Genomic DNA, 19415 nt, shown 5'->3' with positions numbered 1-19415 from the left:
TTAAGTTTAATTAGTATTTTCAACAAAACAATTCTTGTATTTCTGTATTTATGCCTAAATTTTTATTATGTAAAATGTCTTATACTGTCAGTATATACTATGACAAACTATTTTTATATATTTTTGATTTAATTCAGTAATATTTTTTGTAATTCAAATGTTCACCTTTAATATTTTTTACCATTTTTTCGTTTTACTAATTTATATATATATTGATAAAAAAATAACTAAGTAACATGCGTTGTATATGTAAACTAATTATAATATAAGTCAAAAAATACATCTATTAATTATTATTAATCAATAGATGTATTTTCTTTTATTTAATAAAGCTTTATCTAATTATTGCCTAACATTATTCTTGGGCATTATGTGTATTCCCCTATTTTCAGTATCTAGAGCAGCTTCGTGTATTGCTTCTCCTAGAGTTGGATGAGCATGGATTGTTTTGATGATATCCTTAGTTTTTAGTTTATTTTGTATGGCTAAAGCACCTTCATGTATTAAATCAGATCCATGAGGTCCTAATATGTGCATACCTAATATAATATCATCTTCTTCACTGGCGATAATCTTAACAAATCCTTCATCTTCTCCTAGAGCCATAGCTTTCCCATTAGCTGAAAACATGAATTTACCAATTTTAACATTAATATTTTCTTCTTTCGCTTGTTGTTCTGTAATACCTACACAAGCAATCTCTGGAAATACAAATATACAGCTTGGTACTACTTCTGAACTTTCATCTGTACCTACTCCCATTATATGATTGACTACTTCAATTCCTTGATGGGAAGCTGCATGTGCAAGCATGATTTTACCATTCACATCGCCTATGGCATATATCCCTTTTACAGACGTCTGATAATTATCATCAACTTTGATACCTTTACTGTCATAATCAATAGCTGTTTCCCTTAATCCTATATTTCCCAGATTAGGTCTTCTACCCACAGCAACCAATACCTTATCTGCCTCTACTATCTTTTCTTTGTTTTTACTTTCGTAACATACTTGCAGTTTATTGTCCTCACTAATAATCTTAGTGACTTTTGAATTAGTCATAATATCAATTTTTTTTCTTTTTGCCATAGATTTAAAACGTTTTGAAATACCTATATCTACACCACTTAAAATATTTGGTAAAAATTCTATAACAGAAACTTGTGACCCAAAAGCGTTGAAGATACTGGCAAATTCCATGCCAACAACACCACCACCGATAATCACTAATTTTTCTGGTATTTTTTCACACTCCAACATTTCTTTGGTCGTATAAACATTTTCTTCATCAATTCCTTCAATAGGAGGTTTAACAGGCATTGAACCAGTAGCTATTATTATATTTTTCCCTTTGACAATCTCTTTATCGCCATTTGTTGTAATGATTTCAACAGTCTGCTGATCTTTTATTACACCTATTCCATTAATAACTTGAATACAGTTATCCTTCAATAACTTTTCAACGCCGCTGACTAATTTTTCTACTATATCGTTTTTTCTTTTAAGTACGTTCTTATAATTAATATTATAGCCTTCTAAGTCTATACCAAACTCTTCACTTTTACCTAATGTATTTATTATCTCAGCATTTCTATATAGAGCTTTTGTAGGTATGCACCCTCTATTAAGACAAGTTCCACCAAATCTATCCTGCTCTATTATACAAACATCTGCACCAAGCTGAGCAGCTCTTATGGCTGCGACATAACCACCAGGTCCACCACCAATTACAATAATATCTTTCATTCATCCACCTCCCACTTATTTATATTACTTTGTATAACGCAATATTGGTTTTCTAGCTGCTGTAACTTCATCTAGCCTTCTAACATGAGTTTTCAATGGAGCTTTTTTCAATTCTTCTGGATTATTAACGGATTCTTTTTTTATTTTAATCAGAGCTTCAATAAAACCATCAATAGTTTCCTTACTTTCAGTTTCTGTTGGCTCTATCATCAAAGCACTATCTATTATAAGTGGAAAATATATTGTAGGTGGATGATATCCATAATCCATAAGTCTCTTAGCAACATCTAGAGTTGTGACATGCCCTTCATTATCTCCCAGACCTCCTAAGACAAATTCATGTTTGCATACTTCATCAACTGGCAAGATATAATCATCCTTTAATCGTTCCTTCATATAATTGGCATTAAGAACTGCCAATCTACTTGCTTCTCGCAAACCTTCTGCACCCATGGTAAGAATATATGTGTAAGCTTTTACTAACACACCAAAATTACCATAGAAGTTTTTAACTGCTCCTATGGATGTTTCTGTATCATTTTTAAGGGTAAAACTGTCTCCTTCTTTTTCAACCATTGGCATAGGTAGGAATGGAACCAATTCTTCTACAACACCAACGGGTCCACTACCTGGACCTCCTCCACCATGAGGCGCAGAAAATGTTTTATGTAAATTCAGATGTACAATATCAAACCCCATATCTCCAGGACGTGTGATTCCCATATTTGCGTTCATATTAGCACCATCATAATATAATAGTCCGCCAACTTCATGAACTAACTCTGATATCTCTATGATATCCTTTTCAAACAGACCCAAAGTATTAGGATTAGTAAGCATAAGCCCTGCAACATCTGCATCCAATACTTCTTTTAGTGCTTTGATATCTACAATTCCCTTATCATTTGATTTAATCTCAACAGGAGTAAAACCTGCCATATTGGTACTTGCTGGATTAGTACCATGTGCAGAATCAGGAATAATAATTTTTTTCTTGTTATAATTCCCCTTATAATTATGATATGCCTTAACTATCATAAGACCTGTTAATTCGCCCTGTGCACCTGCAGCAGGTTGTAATGATACTCTTGACATACCTGTTATTTCTTGTAGACTTTCTTGTAGATTATACATTAGCTCTAATGACCCCTGAACTGTACTTTCTGGCTGTAGGGGATGAACTTCTGTAAAACCATCAAGAGAAGCCATATCTTCATTAATCTTCGGATTATATTTCATAGTACAAGAACCAAGAGGATAAAATCCAGTGTCCACACCAAAATTCTTATTAGATAATAACGTAAAATGACGTATTACATCTACTTCACTTACTTGTGGTAACTGGGCATCTTCTTTTCTAAGAAAATTTGCTGGAATAAGTTCCTCTATGCTAGTAGTAGGTACATCACACTCTGGAAGGCTATAACTTTTTCTGCCATCTTTTGAAACTTCAAAAATCAGTTTATCGTATTCTTTCATTTATATCGCCTCCATTATGTTTACTAAATCATCTATCTGATTTTTTGTTCTTTTTTCAGTTACACATAGGAGTATATCATCTTCATGATTATCATAATCTTTACCTAATTCGTAGCCACCAAGGATATTATTATGTAAAAGTTCTTTATTAACTATTTCAGGTTCTATACTACTCTTAACTACAAACTCCATAAAAAATGGTTTATTGAACTTAAGCTCATATTTACTGGATTTATTAATGAGTTCAGCTGCATAATGAGCTTTTTGCAGACAATTATTAGCTACTTCTTTTAATCCTTCTTTACCAAGAGTACTAAGATATATAGCCGCAGTCAGAGCGTTCAGACCTTGATTGGATGTAATATTTGAAGTTGCTTTATCACGTCTTATATGTTGCTCTCTAGCTTGTAGAGTTAATACAAATCCTCTCTTTCCATCGACATCTTCTGCTTGACCTACTATTCTACCTGGAAGTTTTCTCATTAATTTTTTTGTGCAAGCAATAAATCCTAAGTATGGACCACCGAAATTAAGTGGATTCCCTAGACTTTGTCCTTCGCCAATAACTATATCAGCACCAGATTCACCTGGACTTTTTAAAATAGCTAGTGAAATTGGCTCAGCATTAATCATTAATAGCCCTTTGGAATCATGAGTAATTTTTTCAACTTCGCTTACATCTTCTATAATTCCAAAAAAGTTAGGATTTTGAACAATGACGCCTGCAACCTCTTTATTCATTTTATTTCTTAAATCATCTATATCAGTAACTCCATCATTTTCTTCTATTTCTATAAGCTCTATTCCTTTAAATTTTGTATAAGTCTCTAGAACTTTTCTTGTGCCTGGACTCACAGTCTTAGAAACAGCAATTTTATTTCTCCTTGTGCTGGCACAAGCCATAAGTGCTCCCTCAGCTGTAGCTGTAGAACCGTCATATAATGAAGCATTGGCAACATCCATACCTGTTAATTCGCATATCATACTTTGATATTCAAAAATAGCCTGCAATGTGCCTTGACTGATTTCAGGTTGATATGGAGTGTAAGATGTATAGAATTCTGAGCGAGATGTTATATGTTTAATGATAGATGGAATATAGTGGTCATAAGCTCCTGCTCCTAAAAAACATACTAGATCATCTACCCCTTTATTACTATTAGCAATCTTCTTTATATAACTGCTAACTTCTAATTCACTCATTGGTTTCCCGATACTTAATAATTCCTTTAATCTTATCTTTTCAGGTATATCATTAAATAAATCATCTATACTTTCTACCCCAATAACCTCTAACATACTCTCTATATCTTCTTCTGTATGTGGCAAATATGGAAACATAAATTATATACCTCCTATCATATTAGTTTTTATTCTTTGCAAAAATCATTGTATTCTTCTGCATTCATTAGATTATCTATTTCTGTTTTATCCGCTAATTCAATTTTACAGATAAAGTTAGAATATGGATCAGCATTAATTGATTCAGGCTCATCTTCCAAGTCTTCATTAATCTCAACTACTGTTCCCCCAACAGGCATATAGATATCCGAAGCCGCTTTTACAGATTCAACAACACTAAACGCATCTTCCTTAGCGAATTCATCATCTATTTCAGGTAATTCCACATAAACTATTTGCCCCATAGCATGTTGTGCATAATCAGATACACCTACTATTGCAGTATCTCCATCCACTTTAACCCATTCATGATTTTTTGTGTAATAATAATCTTCCATAATCTTCATTATTAATTCCTCCTAAATTTATTATTTTTCATCTTATTTGATATAACCTATAAAGGTTAATTTTTGGATCTTGCTAATTTATATTCAACTTATTTAGAATAATTTTTCTTATAGAATTTTTTACTTACTACTTTAGCTGGTACTTGTTTTTTCCTAATCCTAACATTAACATCTGTACCCATTTTTGTATAATCCATATCAATTAAACCAAGAGCTACAGTTTTTCCTACTGATGGTGATTGATAACCAGTAGTGACAACCCCTATCTTTTCACCTTCTGGAGATAAAATATCATAACCATGTCTAGCTATGCCTTTTCCAAGTAATTCTATTCCAACGAGCTTTCTTGATAGTCCCTGTTCTTTTTGTTTCACTAGTACATCTTTCCCTATGAAATCTGTATCTAATTTAACAAAATATCCTAATGAAGCTTCTAGAGGAGTAATATCTTTATCGATTTCATTTCCATACAGAGGTAACGCAACCTCAAATCTAAGAGTATCTCTGCAACCTAATCCAGCAGGTTTTAATCCATCATCTTTCCCAGCTTCCATTATTTCTTCCCATATATTTACTATATTTTCTAGAGAAGTATATATTTCAAAACCATCTTCTCCAGTATATCCTGTTCTAGATACAATACATTTATTATTATTGACTATTACATTCTCATTGAATCTAAAAAATGTAATTGATGATAAATCAGTATCTGTCAATTTTTGAAGTATTTCTTGCGCTTTTGGTCCTTGCAGTGCAACTTCTGCTATATCATCACTTATGTTTTTAACCTCAACATTAAATGAACCTTTCTGCTCTACCATCCAATTGAAATCTTTTTCTATATTGCTTGCATTAATTACAAGAAGATAATCTGTGTCAGTATATTTATAGACCAACAAGTCATCAACAACACCACCGTTTTCATAACACATAAGCGCATACATAACTCCATTATCGGTAATAACTGATATATCATTGGTAACTAGATTCTGTATGTATTTTTCTGCTTCTTCTCCCTTGACTGTAACTTCACCCATATGACTTACATCAAACATTCCTGCATTTTTTCTCACAGCATTATGCTCTTCAAGAATACTCTCATAATATAATGGAAGTTCAAACCCTGCAAAATCCACTATATTTCCATTATATTTTTTATGAGTATCGTATAAAGCTGTTCTCTTACTTTGTTCCATATGTAAACCTCCCTTATTTATATATTGAACTTTAACATCCATGCACCCATATTAATAAGTTCAATATATTTTTCTTGATTTCATAAATTGAATAGAACTAAATATATTAGTGTATATAGCTAACAGTCCATCAGATAGTATAATTAAATAATAAAAAAGGATAAGAGAGCATTTTAATATAAATGCCGTCTTATCCTGTATTTTTACCTGAGAGATTCTATCATATAAGATATTGCTCCTTCGGTGCTTTCAAAAAGCTTTCCAGAATACCCATCCAATTACGATCCTTTTGCCTGAAAGATTCCATAGAAATATGGCATATTTCTAAGTTGCTTCTTCGGCTCCTCAATGGTATCTCTCGCAATTTTCACATAGGATTCATTATTCAATTATTCTTAAATGATATTATACACTAATATATATGTTAATGAGTATTATAAGTTACCACTCATCATTTATAATTTCATATTAATGTATTATCACAAATATTTCAAGTGTTTTTGTAAAATATGTTAATAAATATTGATAAAAATAAATTATTGATATCTAATCATTAATCATAAAAGTGATTATACCAAAACTTTCATCTTTCATTCTATCAAAGCTTTCTTGTGCATTAGTTGTTTCAATAAGGTCAAGAGAATAGCAGTATTCTGTTATACCTGATAAATCCATCTTGAAATTTGTCTCCCATGTATTATTCATAATCCATGAGTACACATCTCTCTTGTTATTCTTTTCCTTATTATCACATAGAACTATTTGATGATGTTTCAATTCTCCCATATATATAAGCGGTGTATCTTTTGTTTGGATTAAAATAGTGTTCTTGTCTGATTCATATATCAAACCATTATCCACAAGATAATACTCCATACAAGTACCTGGAATCTGGTCTATACCTGGTCTCATAACAGCATCACTTTTATCAATATACTTTGTTGCGTCAAGATTATCAAGTGTCAATGGTAGATATATACTTTCAATATCTGTAGATAATGTTTTAGCTATTTTGTATTTAAACTCTAATTTTGGTAATGTATTATATAATTTGATGACCACTGAGCTAAAATAAGTACCTTCCAATTCATAAATAAGTTCAATGATTGTAAAAATCTCACCATTATCAATAATCTTAATATCAGTTAATTCTCCTATATGTTTTTCTGCATGAAGTCCTCGTACATTTCTACCTAAAAGTCTTCTTTCTTCATAGACATCCGTTTTGACTGGTGTCCTTTCATATATAGGAGTAAAGAATGCACTATCTCCTTCTTTTAACATCTCTACTTGGTCCACCTTATTATAAAAAGAAGTAACTCCTTTACCTATTTCATAAGATATTTTGAAGTAATCATTTTCTATTCCATAAGGAATTTTATAACTTGTTGTATCATAATCATTAACAATATCTTTTACTCTCTCTGCTCCTACATAAGCTACTCTTGTATTAACGATCTCTTTTTGATGTACTTCTTCATAGCTATAGATTTTTTCTTCATTTGCTTCAAAAGTATCCACAAAGCTAATTAAAACACCTCTTGGATGTGAAGAAGTCTGAGCTTTAATTTCCTCTCCTGTTGATTCAGAAATAACTTTTACTCCTTCGTATTTCCACACTTCAATATAGAATTCTACAACATTTTCACAACTTCTATTAGATGGATTTATTGCTTTTATTTTACCACTCAAATCATAATAACGAAGCTTATCACCTTTTTTATGAGTAATTCGATTAAGATTTTTAGCTGATGCCTCATGTGCTTTTGATGCATAGCTTATATTTCTAATATCTAGATTTTGCACCATAGTATCATAAGGATTCGTAATTGTAGAAGAATGACCCCAAGTATGTTCAGCAAATAGCAACATATTATCTTCTGCTTCTTTTACTAATTTGTCGTTACTTATCTTTCCATCTTCATCTAATCTATCACATAAATTGTACATTCTTTGTGCTTCCTTATAATGCTTCACTGCATAAGGAGTACTTCCTACTCCATTAGCCCACCAATCAGTTAAATCCCCTGTGTATACTGGCGCATCTTTTACCTCATCTTTAATTTTATCATAAAATTCTTGAACAGTTACCATCTCTAATTTAATCTCATCACCATAAACCTCGTTAAAGTCTTTTATAGTTCTAATAATATCTGTGTTTGGTGGAGCATTATCACTAAATACACCCGATACACATGTAGGGATGAAATCATAATCATATCCATTTTCAACGCATTGTTCAAGATAATTTACTATATTATTTTTAAGTGCATCAATATGATTCTGAGGCTGACTTTTACCAAAATAATTTTCTGTCATGAAATTTATGTTTTTATTATAAATTATACCTAGCGCATTACCCAAATTGTAATGTTCTCCACTGTATACCAATAATTTTTTACCTTCCTTATTTTCCCAATAATAAGGTTTTTGGTTTTGATAAAGAGGATACATTCCATGATGAGTATGAATGTTAGTAAATAGAAATTCAATATTGTTATCTAATAATACATCAAATGTTCCTAGGGAAATTCCATTGACATCTGCATTCATAGCTACTTTTACATCTATATCCTGTTCTCTAAATATATCAACCATTTGCTTTGTTCTTTTTTTAAGTACTTTCTTATCAACTAGGTCATTAAAATTAAGATACGTAGCAGATAATCCAATATTATTGGATTTAATCAAATCATATAAATCGTTTTTTTCTTGTTCTGTAGCTTCTTCCAAGAATCTTTCTACACAATAATATGTTTCACAATTCCATTTGAAGTCTTTATCGATTGTTCCGTTTTTATAGCCTTCTTTAATAGTTTTTACTGCTGTTTTGATATAATCAACATGAGTATAGATAATTCTTTCTTGTAAATCAGTATAACCTATATCAGTATGTGAATGATGAATGATATACATAGTCCATTTTCTATCTAGCATATTATAAAAGCCTCCTTAGTATTGTTCCAATATATTACTTCCAAATAATGATATACCAATCTTTCAATAAAATATTGTTTAATCTTGTTTATTTTTTGTTTTATTTTGTCTTGTTTCTTTACATTTTATCCTGATTTTTTTATAAATATTTTGTCATCGTTTTACTTTTTTGTCAAAACAACATATATAATTAGAAATTGGTAATACTTATTATATGATTAGATAAAATAATTAATCGAGGAAGTGATTAAATGGATTTAACTGATTCTTTATGTTGTCCTGTCTGCAATTCTACTAAGTTAATGGCAAAACATACAGCTACTTTCACCTATTCATATAAAATAGGAACTGCTAATAATACTGTAAAGGATAATGATAGAAATCTCTCTTTTGAATTTGATAGTAGAGAAAATGGCGAGTCTATTCAATACATCCAATGTGAAAATTGCGGTACTAAATTCCCCTGTGATTTTAATCTTAGTCCTGACGAATTTGACTTTACCATACTACAAAAAGCAATACGTTCTGACCAAACTAGAAAACCAGAGTTTTTAGGATAGGAGTTTAATATGAAATTATCAAAAAACCTAACAAAAAATATAGATACGATTAATAAACTCCTACCTATTAAAAAAAGTTTTGATATTATTGGAAGAGATCTTATTTTTGGCAAAACAAAGGGTTATCTTATTTTCATTGATGGATTTGCTAAAGACGACATTATGTTATGGTTACTTGAAAACCTTCAGAATCTGCCTACAAAAGATACAACCATCAATGATTTGAATTTATGGATTTCCAGTCATATAGGATATATAGAAGTTGAAACATTCAATGATTACAATACACTTCAAAATTCTGTCTTATCAGGAGCAGTTGGACTTCTATTAGAAAATCAATCTGAAGGAATAATAATTGATGCTAGAACTTATCCCGCTAGAGGTCCTGAAGAACCAGATCTTGAAAAAGTAACTAGAGGTTCTCGTGACGGACTAGTAGAGACTATTATTTTTAATACAGCATTAATAAGGCGCAGAGTAAGAGATGCCAGATTAATCTTTGAAATGACAACAATCGGAAAACGTTCCAAAACAGATGTATCAATTGGTTATATAGCAGATTTGGTTGATGATGAACTACTTGATGATCTTCATAAAAAGATTGATAATATTCAAGTTGAGTCCCTTATAATGGCTGAAAAATCTCTGGAAGAACTTCTAATAAAGAAAAAATGGTATAATCCTATGCCCCAAGTACGTTTTACAGAACGACCGGATGTGGTTTCAGCTCATTTACTTGAAGGTCATATTGCCATTATAGTAGATACATCACCAAGTGTAATATTGCTACCTACCACTTTTTTTCATTTTACTCAGCATTCAGAAGACTACTATCAAAATCCTTTAGTGGGAACTTATATAAGATGGGTAAGGTTTTTATCCATTTTCATAGCTATGGTACTATCACCCCTTTGGCTTTTGATGGCACTGAATCCATCTTATCTACCTGAAGCATTAAAATTTATTGGTCCAGAAGAAGTTGGTAACATTCCTTTATTTATTCAATTTATCATACTAGAAATAGGTTTGGATATGCTAAGGATTGCTTCAATCCATACACCTAATACTCTATCTACTTCACTTGGTATCATAGGTGGACTAATTCTTAGCCAATTCGCTGTAGATGTAGGTTGGTTTATTCCAGAAACCATATTGTATATGGCAATTGTAGGTATTTGCACTTTTGCTTCTCCAAGTATTGAATTCGCACTGGCGATACGATTATTCAGATTATTCTTATTGCTGTTGACTGGTCTATTTAATGTTTATGGATTTTTTGCAGGTATTATAATCATACTTATCATTATTGGAACTACTAAAACCTTTAGTGGTATGCGTTATACATGGCCTCTTATCCCCTTCAACGGAAAAGCTCTTTCTAATGTATTACTGCGAAAACCTATAATTGAAATCAAAAGAAACAGCAAAAAATATAAAGATAATCATAAATCAAAATAAAAGTAATATTAGTATACTAATATTACTTTTATTTTATCTCTTTATTCACCTGCTAATGCCTCTACAACTAAAGGAAGATGATTATAAGACGCAGGTTCTCTGTTAAAATTCTTGTAAAATTTTATATTATGGAATCCTAGTTGCTCAAGATATGATATTAATTGTTTTTTTAATAAGGGGTACAGGTAGATTTCATTTGATATTATTTCTCCTGTATCTTTTATTGTTAATCTAGTCTCAAAAATCAATCTTTCATCTCTAATCTGTTCAGAATAGAACCTTTCAAATTTTATATATTCATTTTCTATGATTGGCAATTCTTTAATGCATTTATCTAAGATAAACTGATAATTCAATATCTGAATCAAAATCTTTCCATTTACTTTTAGAACAGCTTTCATATTCCTGATAGCATTAAATATTTCCTCCTCATTAGTTAAGTGAACTAATGTATTACCAAAACAAGTAACTATATCAAAACTGTTACTTTCAAAACTGTGTTCTATTTTCAACATATTCATAACCTGAAAAGATATATTATCGTTTTTGAAATTGCTAGCTGCATATTTAATCATCTCTGAGTTTAGGTCTATTCCAACAACCTTGACACCTTTTTCACCAATTGTTCCAGCCATATGTCCTGTAGCACAGCCAATATCCAATAACTTGCATGTAGAATACTCTGAAATACTACCCAACACATAGTTAACCATACTTTCTTTCATAGGAAATATATTATCATAAGACTTAGAAATACTTTCATAAAAACTCATATTATCCCCCCTACTCTTCTAGATTGTTCCAATAGGATTTTAATTCTTCATATCCAATCAATGATTGAACCTTGTTTTCGCCACGTATAGAACCATTAAGCCTAGCTATAGATAGTTCAATACCCATCAAATCATCTCTCTCAACACTGAATTGTACTCTTTTTCTTACCTTATCCCATGCATCTTTCAACTTATCTATATCTTCTAGACCTTTTATCCAATCACTATTAACTATATCGTCATTAATGTTTTGCATCAATACTTCTACATCATCTTGATTACCGAAAGATTTTTTCAACAGCCCTCCTGAATTCATTATCAGGATAAATATTCCAAGAAGAATACAAGTACATATAATTATTATCAGCTTTTTCATTTAACAATGTTCCTTTCATATTATAACAATTTTATAATAATCTATCATCAACATGATCCCTATATAGGTCAATATATAATTCTCCATCTGTATTAAGTGAAGCTAGATAAACTTCTAATGGACTTTTAATTCCTCTAGTCTTTAATTGGCTATATAACCACTTTTCATCTAAATTGACATTTTTCAGATTATATTCCAGTATAACACCATTATAGATTAACTCTGTACTGAGACCAACATAATCTGTTGATATATTCATATCCTTTGGTGTTAAATTTTGAAATTGGGATTTTTTTAGCACAGTTAATTTCCCATTAGTTTCTAGTACTGCAAATTCAACTTGGTTGATATCAAAAATATTGTTCATTCTTAGCTGTTCTAATAATTCATATAAACTATATCTTAATTTCTTTAAGTTCTTCTCAAGTATTTTGCCATTTGCTATCAATACTCTAGGTTTTCCATTGATGTATTCTGCCATTATAGGGAATTTTATTGTAAGTACCTGAACAAAATATACAAGTGCTGCCCATACTACCAATCCTACCCAATGAGGCCATGCAGCTGAACTTAAATCAGTGGTAAGCGTAGATGCCATTGAACCGATAGTTATTCCCAGAATATATTCAAAAAGCGTCAATTGACTGACTTGTTGTTTCCCAAGAAAACGTGTAAATATTAATAATGAAATAAAACCTATTACACCTCTTACAATAACCACAAGACTCTCATTCAAACTTATCACCTCTCACATTAGTATTTACTAATTTCATAAATATTATGTTGTAACTATATAAGTTATATATATGCAAAATGTAAGTGGGTTTACCATTATCTCTTCACGTATTTATTTACATGGCATATTATATTAAAAAAGGTTTCTACTATCTAATATAGGAATTATTTTGATTATTAATGATTGGCTTTAATATAGTTAGTCATTGATATTTTTATAGATCTTCAATTCGTGACAAGAGCTATTATATTAAGCTCTGTTACGGATTGAAGTAATAGATAAATGAGGTGGACTTTTATGCATTACTACTCTTACCAACCAAATTATAAATATCTTGTAGTAGGTACTGATGTATCAATTCCTTTATCTAACGGTAAATACACTAAAGAAATTAACTTTGATAATGCTGCAACTACACCACCATTAACATCTGTTATGAAAGCAATAAACGATTTCGCTCCTTGGTATTCATCTATTCATCGGGGAACAGGTTATAAATCCAAGCTTTCTTCTGAGATATACGATACTACTAGAAAAACTGTAGCCAAATTCGTTAATATGGATAATGACTATTCCACAGTTATATTTGTTAAAAATACTACAGAAGCAATTAATAAAATATCCAATAAATTATCACAAGTAGTTCATAATGGGATAATTCTTTCTTCATTTATGGAACATCATTCTAATGACTTACCTTGGAGAAAAAATTTCAAAGTAGACTATATCAACGTAGATAGTAAAGGTAATCTATCCATACAAGACTGTGAACAAAAGTTAAAAAAATATAACGGAAGAATACGACTAGTCGTTATTTCCGGTGCTTCTAATGTCACTGGATACAAAACTGATATCCATGATTTTGCCAGACTAGCCCATAAATATGGTGCCAAAATCCTTGTAGACGGTGCGCAGCTTATACCTCATTCACCTATCGATATGAAACCATCTTATTCAAGTGATCATATAGACTATCTCGTTTTTTCTGGTCATAAAATATATGCACCTTTTGGTACTGGTGTCCTTATAGGTCCTAAGAATGTTTTTAAGTATGGTTCTCCTACTCAAGTTGGTGGTGGAACTGTGAAAATCGTTACACCCAAATATGTAATGTGGGATGATGTACCTTATAAAGAGGAAGCAGGAACCCCTAATATAATGGGAGTAGTTGCACTTAATTCTTCATTAAAGACCATGAAAAAAATTGGTATGCATAATATAGAAGATATGGAATTAAACTTGACTGAATATACATTAAATAAGTTAAATCAGATAAAAGATGTTACCATATATGGTAATGGAAATAATTGTGCCAATAGAATAGGTATTATTACCTTCAATATAAAAGGACTCCATCATTCAGTAGTAGCTAATATTCTATCAAAAGAAGCTGGAATAAGCGTAAGAAGTGGATGTTTCTGTGCTCAGCCTTATGTGCAAAAATTATTAAGACTATCTAAAAATGATATCAATGAACTTAGAAAAAACCCTCGTTATCCGCGTCCCGGTATGGTTAGGATAAGTTTTGGATTGTATAATGATTATTCAGAAGTTGACATATTGATACAATTAATAGAAAAAATAGTAAAAAACAAATCATATTATTTTAAAAAATACCCTTCTAAACATCCTGAAATCTCAAGTTCTGCAAGATATTAGAATAATAATTTTCATATTTAATTTAAAAATTGAGGGGCGAAATGCCCCTCTAATTATTATTCTGCAACTTTTATTCTAATGAAATCTTTCTTACTAATTAATTCTCCGCTCTCTGGATCTTGACTAATAACCTTGCCACTGCTATATGATGAATCCTCAACAGTCTCAAAAATAATTGTCAAGTCATTTTCTTCTGCAATATCTTCAATTTCACTTACTGAGTATTCCGAGAAATTAATCACACTATATAATTCTCCTAGAGAAACTACAACCTCAATATTAGTATCCAAATCTGCATTAGTTTGGTTATATATGTTTTGAGAAAAAATCAATCCATAATCTTTATCTTGAATATGCAATTCTGTTTTAGTTATTATTAACTGAGCACCTTTACTATTTTGTTCATCAACCCATTCTTGTAATTCTGTAACAGGTCTATCAACAAATTTAGGTATGTTTATGGTATCTCCCAAGGAATAATAAACTGTGACATAAGTACCTTTATTGACTTTAGTTCCCGTTTCAATTGATTGCGAAAGGAATTTCCCTGTGCTAGTTCCCTGTTGATATATTTCCACAACCTCTACATTAAGGTCACTTGTTTGTGAATAGTTGCTTGCTTCACTCTTGCTCATATTCATAAACGATGGAACTGTTAAACCTGATGATATAGTAATTTCAATATTAGAAGACAGCTCAATATCATCATTATAAATATTTTGAGTTATTATTTTCCCATATTCTAATCCTGTACCTGCTTGTTCATTAACAATCAAATCAATATTTGCCCCATTATCATTAGCTTCTTCAATCCATTCTTGTAGATCCTGCTTTAATTCATTTATGAAGCTTGGTACAGTTATCCTGTCTCCAAGAGAATATTCCACCCTTATCTCCATTCCTTCTTCAACTACTTCTTCTGCCCTTATGGATTGAGATAAGAAATCTCCCTCTCTGGTGCCTTTAACATATTTCTCTATCACTTTAACATCTATCGAATCATCATCATATTCTTCTGCTTCAGTTACAGTTAAATTACTGAAATCTGGAACAACTATTTCTTCTCCTTTTGAAACAATAAAATTCAGTACCTCATCACCTAATAATTCATCTCCATCAGGAATACTCTGATACATTATTTTATCCTTTTCATAAATAGAATTATATTCATAAGTATAATTATAATCTATTCCATTGCTCTTAGCCCATATATCTACATCAAGTAATGCCCTATTAAGGAAATTATCCATAACTATGGTTTCTTCCTCTTCTTCTTCAATACCTTTTGAAATAACAAATCTTACTGTATCTCCTTCTTTTATTTCTTCTTCAGCTTTTATGCTTTGGTATGAGATACTATCTTCTGGATATATATCACTATACTCGTATGAATAAGTATATCTTATACGATTATTTTTGGTCCAGACATCAGCATCAATTATAGTTCTATTCAAAAAGTTTTCCATTATAATTGTTTCATTTTTTTCTCCTGTTGATATGACAATTGAGAATACCTGATTGACATCCATTTCTTCTCCAGACTTGACACTTTGATTGATTATGATATCTTCCTCATATAACGAACTTGTCTCGTATGTATAAGTAAATTCGATATTATTATTTTTTGCCCATATATCTACATCAATCATTGTTTTATTGATAAAGTCTGGTACTACTACTGTATCAACTGTTTCTGTATAACTAATAGCAAATTCTATTTCAGAACTTCTGACAAAAGTTTCATTCGTAGCACCTATCAGTTCATATGATATTAAGTAATTAGATGGTATCTCTTCACTTTCAATATTATTGAAGTTATAATTAATTATGCCATTTTGTTCAATCCAATTTTCAATACTTGTTTTGGACCAGCTAGTATCAAAATCTGGAATTTTAATCTTTTCATAAGGGTCTCTACCTTCTGAAATCACTAATTTTACAGTGGAATCTTTTTTTATTTTTTCTCCAGGTTTTATATCTTGAGATATAATATAATCATCTTGTATTTCATTGCTGTATTCTTCTTCATAAGTAAGTATAATGTTTTTATCATTAGCCCATACTGCTGCATCTTCATATAGCATGTTAGAAAAATCTATCAATTCTGTTTTTCTATTAACTATGAAATAGATACTTAATACAGCAACTATTAATATGATTATTTGAATAATCCACTTCTTGTAATTGCTATTTTTTTGGTATGTAAATTCTTCTTGTTCAAAACTAGCAGTCTTAGTCTCATTAAGATTAGACAGAAAATCCCTTTTGTCATTATCATCTTCAATATTATTTACTTCTTCTATAGTATCTTTTTCTATAGTATCTATTTTAGCTTCATTCTCTATTTTATCATTATGAATTTCTTCTTTAGTACCCGATTGCGTATCTTCATTTAGATTGAAATTGAATCCATCTTGGAATATATCCTTATTCTTATTACTATCCATGTGCTACATCCTTTCAGTAAGCTTACCTTCAACCAACTTTAACTGAATATCGCTAAGACCTGCTATACTATCTGAATGAGTAACAACAATAACACATTTATTATATTCTTTCGCTAACATCCTTAATATCTTTATTATTTCTTTTTCAGTTGCAGTATCTAGATTTCCAGTAGGTTCATCAGCCATTATTAAGTCTACATTAGTTGCAAGTCCTCTAGCTATGGCAACACGCTGTTGCTCTCCTCCAGATAATTTATATATGCTTCTTTCAGCTTTTGTCTTAACTATGCCAAATTGGTCAAGCAAATTCAGTGCAGTGGTATAATGAGGCTTTGGAACCTGGTTATTAGTTATTTCCATTACATTGACTACATTTTCAACAGCTGTAAGATATGGAATTAGATTAAACTGTTGGAATACAAAAGAAAGATTATTTCTTCTGTATTTTCCAAGTCCTATCTGATTGACATTTTTACCTTCAAAATAAACATTTCCTTCTTGGGCTTTTTCCAATCCCCCAGCAATCGCCAGTAAAGTAGTTTTTCCACTTCCTGATGGTCCTAGTATAGAATAAAATTTCCCTCTTTCAAAAGTATAATCTAGCTCACTTAGAATCATTCTTTTATTATTACCATCTATATATCCATAAGATATATTTTCTAATCTTAATATGGACATTCTCTCATCTCCTTTAAGTCCTATTAATTAAAATCTGTTTTGGATTGAATCTCATAACATATAGCGAAGGTATTATGGTACTTATTATGGACATAAGCAAACCTAAACCAAACAATTGTACTAATGCAGTTATATCAAAGTTTATATCTACTTTGTTATTATCCAATGACAACTTATCATTATTTTGCATTCTATTATTGCTCATACCAAATTTATTACCTGGTAATTTTACTGATTTATCTGTACTTACACTACCTTGACCTATTGATTTCATCATAAATCCTCCATTATTATTATTATTAGAGTCGCTGATGATATCACTTTCTAATACTGTTGAACTTATTTTTTCTCCTATTATAGAACCTGTAAAAGAAGATAGTACAAATGCTATAATAGCTATTATTGTTACTTCTATAACAAATTGCACAACTATTTTCACTTTACTTTCACCTACAGCTAACATGATACCTATTTCTTCTTTACGTTCATTTACTGTAAGAGCAGTAATCAACCCTATTATGGCAGCACCAGCAATAGCAATAATTATAACCATAATTTTTGCTATGACCCCTAATTTTTCAATAGGTCCCATAACGCTATTGTATAGAGCATCATTAGCGTCTAACTTACCATAATTGAATTTAATTTTATTCTCTGCTTCTAATTTATATTCATCAGTATATAGCGGATCTTTTAAATGAATAACATTGGTTGTTATTAGTAAATGATCTAATTCTTCATCTGATAAACCTATAGATTTAAGTATATTGAAAGGAACATATAAACGGTTTTGAGGCAATAATGAATATCCTCCCTTACCAATTAGTCTTTGCTCAACTTCTTCATTAGTCTTATATATCCCAACAATCCTTAATTCCAATTCTACATCTTCATTATCTAGTACTGAAACAGTAGTGGTTATTGTATCGCCTATTTTCAAGTTATTGTCTGAAGCTATTGTTTCTTCAACAAGTACAACATTCTCACCAGAATTAATTTGATCTATAGATGGAAATTCCCCTTCCACAAGTTCTGCATTCCCATTACCAAAATCAGTTGGTTCTACAGCATTGAAGAGCTTTATATCAAAAATATGATTAGAAATATTAGCTCCTCCTGTATCTTGGGTATAAGACTCTAGTTGTTGGATATTAGCCTCAAAAGATACCGACATATCATAGCTGTCCACATACTCTGAATCAACCACTTTCATAATATTGCTGTAGGTAGGACCACCTTTCTCTGTTAATTTTTCGGAAGTAATGACCCCTCCCATGAAACTGGCTTTAATTATTGATGAATCTTCGTTATTGAGTACTCCTTTTAATGAATCTTCAATAATGCTTTCATTATCAACAATATAATTTACATCTGCACCAATACTTATTCTTGTCTGCTCTTGCGCTTTTACAGTGGCATTATAGACCAACAATCCTGCTAGAACAAAATTGGCTATTATTAAGAAAATAATACCTAATAACAAAGTTTTACCTTTTTTATTTTTTATGTATTTTAATGCTCTTTTTATAAAATACACTTATGAAAACCTCCCTTAACACGTTAGTAGGTTAATTCTACCAATAAATATTGGTGATATTATGTATTAATTATGTGAAATT

Annotated in this window: 15 protein-coding genes and 2 riboswitches; of the genes, 3 read left to right on the top strand and 12 right to left on the bottom strand. The window is 30.7% G+C overall.

Going from position 1 to position 19415, the window contains the following annotated elements; genetic code table 11:
• Positions 1–342 precede the first annotated feature (342 nt).
• The 6 genes from lpdA to ACX6CF_RS20930 all read right to left on the bottom strand — a co-directional run bounded on the left by lpdA (position 343) and on the right by ACX6CF_RS20930 (position 9109).
• On the bottom strand, positions 343–1749 hold the full coding sequence (lpdA, locus tag ACX6CF_RS20955) for a dihydrolipoyl dehydrogenase (protein WP_458787317.1): 1407 nt from the start codon (positions 1747–1749) through the stop codon (positions 343–345).
• Between the two features lie 24 nt (positions 1750–1773).
• On the bottom strand, positions 1774–3228 hold the full coding sequence (gene gcvPB / locus ACX6CF_RS20950) for an aminomethyl-transferring glycine dehydrogenase subunit GcvPB (protein WP_458787316.1): 1455 nt from the start codon (positions 3226–3228) through the stop codon (positions 1774–1776).
• The gene (gcvPA, locus tag ACX6CF_RS20945) at positions 3229–4569 is read right to left on the bottom strand and encodes an aminomethyl-transferring glycine dehydrogenase subunit GcvPA (protein ID WP_458787315.1); all 1341 of its coding nucleotides are present in this window, start codon (positions 4567–4569) and stop codon (positions 3229–3231) included. It lies immediately after the preceding gene.
• A 29-nt stretch (positions 4570–4598) separates the two neighbouring features.
• Positions 4599–4976 (bottom strand): glycine cleavage system protein GcvH, encoded by a 378-nt coding sequence (gene gcvH / locus ACX6CF_RS20940; RefSeq protein WP_458787314.1) that lies wholly within the window; start codon positions 4974–4976, stop codon positions 4599–4601.
• 89 nt (positions 4977–5065) lie between these two features.
• A complete protein-coding gene (gene gcvT, locus ACX6CF_RS20935) occupies positions 5066–6172 on the bottom strand; it encodes a glycine cleavage system aminomethyltransferase GcvT (RefSeq protein WP_458787313.1) in 1107 nt (368 codons plus the stop codon).
• Positions 6173–6363: 191 nt separating this feature from the next.
• Positions 6364–6441: riboswitch (glycine riboswitch) on the bottom strand.
• A 2-nt stretch (positions 6442–6443) separates the two neighbouring features.
• Positions 6444–6543: riboswitch (glycine riboswitch) on the bottom strand.
• A gap of 175 nt (positions 6544–6718) precedes the next feature.
• Positions 6719–9109: a glycoside hydrolase family 38 N-terminal domain-containing protein gene (locus ACX6CF_RS20930; RefSeq protein ID WP_458787312.1), complete on the bottom strand. Its 2391-nt coding sequence runs from the start codon at positions 9107–9109 to the stop codon at positions 6719–6721.
• Positions 9110–9360: 251 nt separating this feature from the next.
• Here ACX6CF_RS20930 and ACX6CF_RS20925 point away from each other — a divergent pair, with 251 nt between their 5' ends.
• Both ACX6CF_RS20925 and ACX6CF_RS20920 read left to right on the top strand, forming a co-directional pair.
• Positions 9361–9669, top strand: a complete 309-nt coding sequence (locus ACX6CF_RS20925; RefSeq protein ID WP_458787311.1) for a hypothetical protein — start codon at positions 9361–9363, stop codon at positions 9667–9669.
• A 9-nt stretch (positions 9670–9678) separates the two neighbouring features.
• Positions 9679–11127, top strand: a complete 1449-nt coding sequence (locus ACX6CF_RS20920) for a spore germination protein (protein WP_458787310.1) — start codon at positions 9679–9681, stop codon at positions 11125–11127.
• A gap of 41 nt (positions 11128–11168) precedes the next feature.
• On the opposite strand, the gene ACX6CF_RS20915 is transcribed toward ACX6CF_RS20920, so the two are convergent.
• From ACX6CF_RS20915 to ACX6CF_RS20905, 3 genes are all read right to left on the bottom strand, one after another.
• Positions 11169–11900 carry a class I SAM-dependent methyltransferase gene (locus ACX6CF_RS20915; protein WP_458787309.1) on the bottom strand — a complete coding sequence of 244 codons (732 nt, stop codon included), beginning with the start codon at positions 11898–11900 and terminating at the stop codon, positions 11169–11171.
• A 10-nt stretch (positions 11901–11910) separates the two neighbouring features.
• A complete protein-coding gene (locus ACX6CF_RS20910) occupies positions 11911–12198 on the bottom strand; it encodes a DUF4363 family protein (protein WP_458787308.1) in 288 nt (95 codons plus the stop codon).
• A gap of 109 nt (positions 12199–12307) precedes the next feature.
• Entirely contained in the window at positions 12308–13012 is a 705-nt protein-coding gene (locus ACX6CF_RS20905; protein ID WP_458787307.1) for a DUF421 domain-containing protein, read from the bottom strand.
• Between the two features lie 297 nt (positions 13013–13309).
• On the opposite strand from ACX6CF_RS20905, the gene ACX6CF_RS20900 reads away from it, so the two are divergent.
• Positions 13310–14671 (top strand): aminotransferase class V-fold PLP-dependent enzyme, encoded by a 1362-nt coding sequence (locus tag ACX6CF_RS20900; protein ID WP_458787306.1) that lies wholly within the window; start codon positions 13310–13312, stop codon positions 14669–14671.
• Between the two features lie 56 nt (positions 14672–14727).
• Here the strand turns inward: ACX6CF_RS20900 and ACX6CF_RS20895 are convergent, their stop codons facing one another.
• The 3 genes from ACX6CF_RS20895 to ACX6CF_RS20885 are packed head-to-tail and all read right to left on the bottom strand — an operon-like array spanning position 14728 to position 19333.
• Complete coding sequence (locus ACX6CF_RS20895; RefSeq protein ID WP_458787305.1) at positions 14728–17118, bottom strand: PASTA domain-containing protein; 2391 nt, start codon at positions 17116–17118, stop codon at positions 14728–14730.
• A 3-nt stretch (positions 17119–17121) separates the two neighbouring features.
• A complete protein-coding gene (locus ACX6CF_RS20890; RefSeq protein ID WP_458787304.1) occupies positions 17122–17796 on the bottom strand; it encodes an ABC transporter ATP-binding protein in 675 nt (224 codons plus the stop codon).
• 13 nt (positions 17797–17809) lie between these two features.
• Positions 17810–19333 carry an ABC transporter permease gene (locus ACX6CF_RS20885; RefSeq protein WP_458787303.1) on the bottom strand — a complete coding sequence of 508 codons (1524 nt, stop codon included), beginning with the start codon at positions 19331–19333 and terminating at the stop codon, positions 17810–17812.
• Positions 19334–19415: the final 82 nt, after the last annotated feature.

Source organism: Vallitalea sediminicola (assembly GCF_054408565.1).
Note: the sequence above shows the minus strand (reverse complement) of the source record. Positions and strands in the feature narration are given on the sequence as shown.